The 4,956-nt window shown below is 30.4% G+C and carries 6 protein-coding genes, 1 tRNA gene and 1 pseudogene; 5 read left to right on the top strand and 3 right to left on the bottom strand.

What is annotated here, in order from left to right; translation table 11 throughout:
- The 4 genes from WBN21_RS11090 to WBN21_RS11075 form a co-directional block, all read left to right on the top strand.
- Positions 1 to 1,058, top strand: a 1,058-nt coding sequence (locus WBN21_RS11090) for a RecQ family zinc-binding domain-containing protein (RefSeq protein WP_424200254.1), incomplete at its 5' end; no start/stop codon positions are given.
- Positions 1,055 to 2,002 (top strand): methionyl-tRNA formyltransferase, encoded by a 948-nt coding sequence (gene fmt / locus WBN21_RS11085; protein WP_424200252.1) that lies wholly within the window; start codon positions 1,055 to 1,057, stop codon positions 2,000 to 2,002. The genes WBN21_RS11090 and fmt, both read left to right, overlap by 4 nt.
- Before the next feature lie 187 nt (positions 2,003 to 2,189).
- A complete protein-coding gene (locus WBN21_RS11080; RefSeq protein WP_290856160.1) occupies positions 2,190 to 2,462 on the top strand; it encodes an HU family DNA-binding protein in 273 nt (90 codons plus the stop codon).
- Between the two features lie 121 nt (positions 2,463 to 2,583).
- On the top strand, positions 2,584 to 3,144 hold the full coding sequence (locus tag WBN21_RS11075) for a YqgE/AlgH family protein (RefSeq protein ID WP_424200249.1): 561 nt from the start codon (positions 2,584 to 2,586) through the stop codon (positions 3,142 to 3,144).
- Here the strand turns inward: WBN21_RS11075 and WBN21_RS11070 are convergent.
- Positions 3,141 to 3,983, bottom strand: a complete 843-nt coding sequence (locus WBN21_RS11070) for an aminotransferase class IV (RefSeq protein ID WP_424200247.1) — start codon at positions 3,981 to 3,983, stop codon at positions 3,141 to 3,143. The two genes, WBN21_RS11075 and WBN21_RS11070, sit on opposite strands and share 4 nt — an antisense overlap.
- A 62-nt stretch (positions 3,984 to 4,045) precedes the next feature.
- The gene (locus WBN21_RS11065; protein ID WP_424200245.1) at positions 4,046 to 4,438 is read right to left on the bottom strand and encodes an START-like domain-containing protein; all 393 of its coding nucleotides are present in this window, start codon (positions 4,436 to 4,438) and stop codon (positions 4,046 to 4,048) included.
- Between the two features lie 130 nt (positions 4,439 to 4,568).
- Between WBN21_RS11065 and WBN21_RS11060 the strand changes: the two genes are divergently transcribed.
- Positions 4,569 to 4,642: transfer RNA gene (locus tag WBN21_RS11060), tRNA-Met, on the top strand.
- 76 nt (positions 4,643 to 4,718) lie between these two features.
- Here the strand turns inward: WBN21_RS11060 and WBN21_RS11055 are convergent.
- Positions 4,719 to 4,956: pseudogene (locus tag WBN21_RS11055) on the bottom strand (galactokinase); the annotation flags it as partial.

Raw genomic sequence — 4,956 nt, 5'->3', positions numbered from 1 at the left:
CCAATGCATTTGGTATGGGTATTGATAAACCTGATGTAAAAACGGTTATTCACTTAAATTTACCAGAAAGTATAGAAAGTTATTTTCAAGAAGCAGGAAGAGTTGGGCGAAATGGTGACAAAGCATTTGCCGTAATCTTAAAAAATAATAGCGATGAAGTTTTAGTGAAAAATCAGTTTTTAGGTGTTTTACCTACTGTAGATTTTGTTAAACAAGTATATCGAAAATTGTGCAACTATTTTCAAATATCCTATGGCGAAGGTGAATATCTAACCTTTGATTTTGATTTTAATACCTTTTGCAAAACTTATGAATTTAGTTCAATTTTATGCTATAATGCGCTTTTAATATTAGACAGAAATAGTGTTATAACTTTATCAAAACAGTTTAAGAATAAGGTAACGGTGCAATTTATTATATCAAACAATGCACTCTTTCATTATTTAGAAACACATCAGGAATATGCCATTATCGTAAAATCGATACTTAGAATGTATGGTGGTATTTTTGATCATATCACAAAAATTGATTTAGGTAAAATTATTGATAAAGCTTCGGTAACCGAAAGTACATTAGTAAATACTTTACAGCAATTGGAACATGATGCCATAATTAGCCTAAATTTAGCTAAAACTGATGCACAAGTTACTTTTATCGAGCCACGAGAAGATGATAAAACTATAAACAGAATCGCTTCTATAATAGAGCAACAAAATAAATTAAAGCAGCAACAAGTAAAAGCGATGCTTCGTTATGTTGAAAACGATTCGGTTTGTAAAAGCATGCAACTCCTCGCCTATTTTGGTGAAAAAGAAATGAAACCTTGCGGAATTTGTTCGGTTTGTATAAATTCAAAAAAAAGCAAAGCACCACAAGATATAAAGACTATTAAAAATCGAGTAATTGAAATATTAGAAACTGGTGATCAATCTTCGAGAAATCTAAGCAGTCAAATAAAATGTTCTGAAACCGAATTAAAAAACGTTTTGAAATTGCTTATGGAACATCAAATTATAACCATTACACCAGCAAACACATATAAATTAAGCCATACATGAGGGATTTAAGAATTGTTTTTATGGGCACGCCAGATTTTGCCGTCGCTACATTAAAAACTTTGGTAGAAAACAAATACAACATTGTTGGAGTTATTACAGCGCCAGATAAACCAGCAGGTCGTGGACGTAAATTACATGAAAGTGCAGTAAAGCTATATGCAAAATCTGAAGGATTAAATATTTTACAACCTACCAATTTAAAAAATGAAGCTTTTTTAAATGAATTAGAATTACTAAATGCAAATCTTCAAGTTATTGTGGCATTTAGAATGTTACCAAAAGTAGTATGGCAAATGCCTAAATATGGCACTTTCAACTTGCACGCGTCACTTTTACCAAACTATCGCGGTGCTGCGCCAATTAATTGGGCTATAATTAATGGAGAAACCAAAACTGGGGTTTCTACCTTTTTTATTGATGAGAAAATTGATACCGGCGATATGATTTTGCAAGAAGAGACTGAAATCGCATCAAATGAAAACGCTGGAAGTTTACATGACAAACTTATGGGAATGGGAAGTAAATTAGTTTTAAAGACTATTGCTTTAATTGAAAAAGAAAAGGCATCAACAACTCCTCAAAAGGAAATTAAAGACATCAAAACCGCTTATAAGCTTAATAAAGACAATTGTAAAATCAATTGGAATGATTCTTTAGATAATATTTACAATAAAATTAGAGGATTAAGCCCGTATCCTGCTGCTTGGTGTACATTAATTAACGGCAATGATGAAATAGACATAAAAATATATGCCGCCGAAAAGGAATCTTTTATACATTCAAAAGACATTGGTACAATAGAAGCATCAAAAAATGAATTAAAAGTTGCAGTTACAAATGGATACATTAAAATTAAAGAAATAAAGCTACCAGGAAAGCGTACGATGGACATAAAATCCTTATTAAATGGATATACATTTGAAGCAAATGCTAAAATGCTGTAAACCCTTATTCTCATTGATATTTGTAAATAATCGACGAAATGCATTGCCTTTATTAACAAATGCCTTGAGTTATCAACAAAACGGCGTTTTTCCCTTGCTATTACTTGTGTGATTGCATAATCCGTATAAATTTGTAGAGGTTAAAAAAATATTTAACCATTTTTATTAATAATTAAACTTTTATATTATGAACAAAACAGATTTAATCGATGCAATGGCAGAACATGCAGGAATTACTAAGGCCGCTGCTAAAAAAGCTTTAGAATGTGCTATTATTGAAATAGAAGGTGCTTTACAAAAAGGTAACAGAGTTTCTTTAGTAGGTTTTGGTTCTTGGTCAGTTTCTAAAAGAGCTGCAAGAGACGGAAGAAACCCTCAAACAGGACAAACAATCAAAATTAAAGCTAAAAACGTTGTTAAGTTTAAAGCAGGATCTGATTTAGCAAGTGCAGTAAACTAGTTAATCAGTAAATTAATATCGAAAATGCCTTCATTTTATGAAGGCATTTTTTTTATATCTTATTAAAACAGTTGCATGTTTAATAAATAAATATTAGATTTAGTTGTTAATTACTCAAAATATGGTGACAACAAAACCCAAAAAAGGAGATTTATTAATCGCTGAACCTGCAATTATTGGCGACGTTTCTTTTAACAGATCCATCGTTTTATTAGCAGATCATACTCTTGAAGGTTCTATTGGATTTATTCTTAATAAACCACTTGATTACACCATAAACGATTTAATACCAGAGGTTGAAGCCACATTTAAAGTTTACAATGGAGGTCCTGTTGAACAAGATAATCTATATTTTATTCATAAAATTCCCGATTTAATTCCAGATAGTATCGAAATTTCATTAGGTATTTATTGGGGAGGCGATTTCTCAAAGGTTGCAGAATTAATTCAGGATGATACGATAAAAGAAAATGATATACGGTTTTTTCTTGGGTATTCCGGTTGGGATTCAAGTCAATTAGAAAGTGAATTAAAAGCAAATTCTTGGGTAGTTACCAAAAACATTTACAAGAAAAATATAATCGAAAAAGATTATGAAACTTTCTGGAAGGAAAAAATGCTAGAGTTTGGTGGCGAATACAGCATTTGGTCTAACGCTCCAGAAAACCCGAGCTTTAACTAACTTAGTCTTATTTTTACATTTAATTTTTGAAGTAACATTTTAGAGACTTCATTAGTATACATTTTCTTTCTGTATTTACTTATTGGCTGTATACCTTGTATCACATTTGTAACAAACATTTCGTCAGCTTTTTGAAGTTCGAATGGAGAAATAGACTCTTCTACTATTTCATAATCGGGTAACGCATCTATAATATTTAATAATTGGGTACGCATAATGCCTTTTAAACAACCATCTAAAATAGGAGGCGTTTTAATCACATTTCCGTTTACTAAAAATATATTACCATTAAGCGCTTCAATAACATGCTTATTTGTATTTAAAAGTATACAGTTATTTAAGTTGTTCTCTTTAGCGTAAATACTTCCAATTACATTTAACACTTTATTATTGGTTTTTAATGTGGAGAGCAAACCAGGTGCAATGAAATAATCTTTAAATAAATCAACTTCGTAAAAATCAGTATTTAAAATATAAAAATCTTCTTGAATTGGTTTTACTGAGATAATAAAACTAATATCGTTAGTTTCAGGATTGTAATAACCACCTTCATTTCTATTCACCATCAATTTTACTCTAGCTGATGATTTTTCTAATTGGTTTGCCTCTAACGTTTTATGAATCTCGTCACTCAAAAATTCCATTGTAAAATTCATTGGTATTTCCATGCGCAAAATACGCATCGATGCCATGAGTCTAAAATAATGATCTTCCCAAAACAAGATTTTCCCGTAGCTGGTTTTTATAGTTTCAAAAAGTGCATCACCATATGAATATCCTCTGTTTTGAAAGGATAAAATATTGTTTTCTTTTAAAAGAGTTCCGTTAAAATTTATCATAAAAAAATCCCGCTAATAAATTAAAAGCGGGACAAATATAATTTAAATTATACTATTAAAAATTAGGCCGAACCTAATACTTGTTTTAAACTAGAAATTTGATTTTCCCAAAGCATTTTGGCTTCTTCAATTTCATCTTCTTCAGCAAAATCAGTAATCATTAAAGATACATCTTTAGTAATTTCATCAACTTGAATTCTTATTTCAAAAAAATAGGTTTGATCATCTTCTTCATCTTCAACCCATCTAAATTTAATTCTTTCACCACTCTTTTTATTTAAAAGTTTCGCTTTTTCTTCACTATCGTCCCAAATAAAAGTAAAATATTCGCCGCGAGAATTTACATTATCTGAAAACCATTCAGACAATCCTGATGGTGTCGAAACATATTGATATAATAATTGAGGTGAGGCTTGTATTGGAAATTCAATATCAAATTTTACTTTATCGGCCATAAGTACTTTTAAATTTATGTTGCTCAATATATACATTAATTGATAAGAATAACAACAATTTTTAAAAATATTTTACCTAAGTTCTGTTTGCTTACATTAATATTGTTTTTATATTTGCAGCCTTAAATTAGGCGAGGTAGCTCAGTTGGTTAGAGCGTCGGATTCATAACCCGGAGGTCGGGGGATCGTGCCCCCCTCTCGCTACAAAGAAAGTAACCAAAAAGTCGGAGATTAATCTTCGACTTTTTTATTTTAAAACCATAATAAAAACTATGCATCTCTAATTTATTACATGTGTTCCATTAGAGAGCTTAACCGAACAGAAAGAGCAATTTTTATTGAATTTTAACTTGTATTCTTTTAAAACATTTGTTTTAAAAGAATCAGCAGCACCTTTAGAAATTATATTAATAGTACAACCACCAAAGCCTCCACCCATCATTCTTGCTCCTAAAACTTGGCCATTTAATTTAGCTTGCTGAACTAGAAAATCTAGTTCTTCACAACTTACTTTATAT

Source organism: Algibacter sp. (genome assembly GCF_049667265.1).
Taxonomy (GTDB): Bacteria; Bacteroidota; Bacteroidia; order Flavobacteriales; family Flavobacteriaceae; genus Algibacter_B.
This window is presented reverse-complemented; position numbering and strand designations above follow the sequence as displayed.

Excerpts from the sequence above, each read along its gene's own strand:
- fmt (WP_424200252.1), top strand. The coding sequence starts at position 1,055 with ATGAGGGATTTAAGAATTGTTTTTATGGGCACGCCAGATTTTGCCGTC.
- WBN21_RS11065 (WP_424200245.1), bottom strand. The coding sequence starts at position 4,438 with ATGGCCGATAAAGTAAAATTTGATATTGAATTTCCAATACAAGCCTCA.
- WBN21_RS11070 (WP_424200247.1), bottom strand. The coding sequence starts at position 3,983 with ATGATAAATTTTAACGGAACTCTTTTAAAAGAAAACAATATTTTATCC.
- WBN21_RS11075 (WP_424200249.1), top strand. The coding sequence starts at position 2,584 with ATGGTGACAACAAAACCCAAAAAAGGAGATTTATTAATCGCTGAACCT.
- WBN21_RS11080 (WP_290856160.1), top strand. The coding sequence starts at position 2,190 with ATGAACAAAACAGATTTAATCGATGCAATGGCAGAACATGCAGGAATT.